The following is a 1,834-nucleotide window of genomic DNA, read 5'->3' on the forward strand; positions in this document are numbered from 1 at the left end:
GCCTGATTGACAATGACTTTCCAAGCTCCGCCTTTAAGCAACTGTAAAACCGTTGTTTTCACACAATAATCCGTTGCCAAACCGCCGACAATAACTGTATCTGCATTTTGACAGCGCAACCATTCGATCAAACCTGTACTGAGCTTTTCTTCAATATCGTGAAAACATGCGCCGTAAGGATGTAACTCAGGATCAATGCCTTTCCAAACACAATAATCGTATTCCTTGGCTGAAGGCAGGCCATCCAACAATTCATAGCCATATGTTCCAACCATCGCATGTGACACCCAAGTCAAATCCGCATCGGGTAAACCCGTCGGTTTTAACATATCAACAGGATTATCCACAAGCCATTTTGCCGCAACATGATGCGCATCTTTCGTCATCACGCGTAAATCCGCCAATGCAGCTTGGGCATTGAGTTCATCCGCAATCAGATGACCTTCGGCAACAGGCAATTCTTTCGGACACAAAGGCGTAAACGTTTTTTGTGCATCGACATCGATAGAAACAATCATGGATTAATTTAACCTATTGATTTCATTTTACATTATTCAAATTGAGCATTTATTACCCATGTACGTACATTTGAAATAAATGCTTTGTATTATAACAAATTACTACCGCAAAATGTGGGAAAACATCTATGATATGATGACAGTTTGCACAGAATATTTATCCACAGATTATGTCCTATTCGATTACGCCTATTGCAACCGTTCATTCTCCCTACAAACAAAAATTCGGCATTGCCCGCCAACCCGGTTTGGTTCCTGCGGCAGAAATTTGCATTGAACTCACTCCTGAATTTACCGCAGACAGCGTTCGGGGCTTGGAAGATTTCGACTATGTGTGGATAAGTTTTATTTTCCACGGCGTATTGGATGAAGGTTGGGCGCAAATGGTGCGTCCGCCACGACTCGGAGGCAAACAAAAAATAGGCGTATTTGCCACACGCAGCCCGCACCGCCCCAATCATCTCGGTTTATCCCTGCTGAAACTCGAACGCATCGAAACAGGCAAACCTGTCCGCATCTATTGCAGCGGTGCAGACCTATTGGACGGTACTCCGGTAGTGGATATCAAACCCTACATCCCGTTTGTCGAATCCAAACCTGACGCATCATCAGGCTTTGTCAGCGGCAAACCTGAAGAATTGAACGTAGTCTGGGCAGAAAGTACGCTTACGGAACATTTATCCACAGAAGAAAAACATCTCATTGAGCAAAGCATTGCTCAAGATCCCCGCCCTGCCTATCAAGATATTCCCGAACGGGTTTATGTAATGAATATTGCGGATTATGAAGTACAGTTTAGGATAGAAAACAAATGTGCCACAGTGATTAAACTATCCACAATCTGATTGCAAATTGAATCTATCTACAAACAAAAGGCCGTCTGAAATGTTCAGACGGCCTTTTAATTATCCACAGACTGATTGATTCAGCCTGTTATCTTTTAGATTTTGCTGGCAAAGAATTCCAAGGTACGAACCAATTGGCAAGTGTAAGACATTTCATTGTCGTACCAAGCAACGGTTTTTACCAATTGTTTATCGCCAACTGTCATCACGCGGGTTTGAGTCGCATCGAAGAGTGAGCCGTACTCGATACCAATAACGTCGGAAGAAACAATTTGATCTTCAGTGTAGCCTAAAGCATCGTTGGCGGCAGCTTTCATGGCTGCATTGATTTCTTCTTTGGTAACAGGGCGTTCGAGAACAGAAACCAGTTCGGTCAAAGAGCCTGTGGCTACGGGAACGCGTTGGGCAGAGCCATCAAGTTGGCCGTTCAACTCAGGGATAACCAAGCCGATGGCTTTAGCGGCACCGGTG

General features: G+C 44.3%; 2 protein-coding genes and 1 pseudogene. 1 reads left to right on the plus strand and 2 read right to left on the minus strand.

What is annotated here, in order from left to right; translation table 11 throughout:
• Positions 1-518: isochorismatase family protein (locus tag ACTHUM_RS12895; RefSeq protein WP_440403045.1), on the minus strand; the 518-nt coding region annotated here is incomplete at its 3' end.
• Positions 519-688: 170 nt separating this feature from the next.
• On the opposite strand from ACTHUM_RS12895, the gene tsaA reads away from it, so the two are divergent.
• Positions 689-1,363: a tRNA (N6-threonylcarbamoyladenosine(37)-N6)-methyltransferase TrmO gene (tsaA, locus tag ACTHUM_RS12900; RefSeq protein ID WP_377073511.1), complete on the plus strand. Its 675-nt coding sequence runs from the start codon at positions 689-691 to the stop codon at positions 1,361-1,363.
• Between the two features lie 95 nt (positions 1,364-1,458).
• Here tsaA and ACTHUM_RS12905 read toward each other — a convergent pair.
• Positions 1,459-1,834: pseudogene (locus tag ACTHUM_RS12905) on the minus strand (type I glyceraldehyde-3-phosphate dehydrogenase); the annotation flags it as partial.

It is taken from the genome of Neisseria sp. P0021.S006, assembly GCF_051956895.1.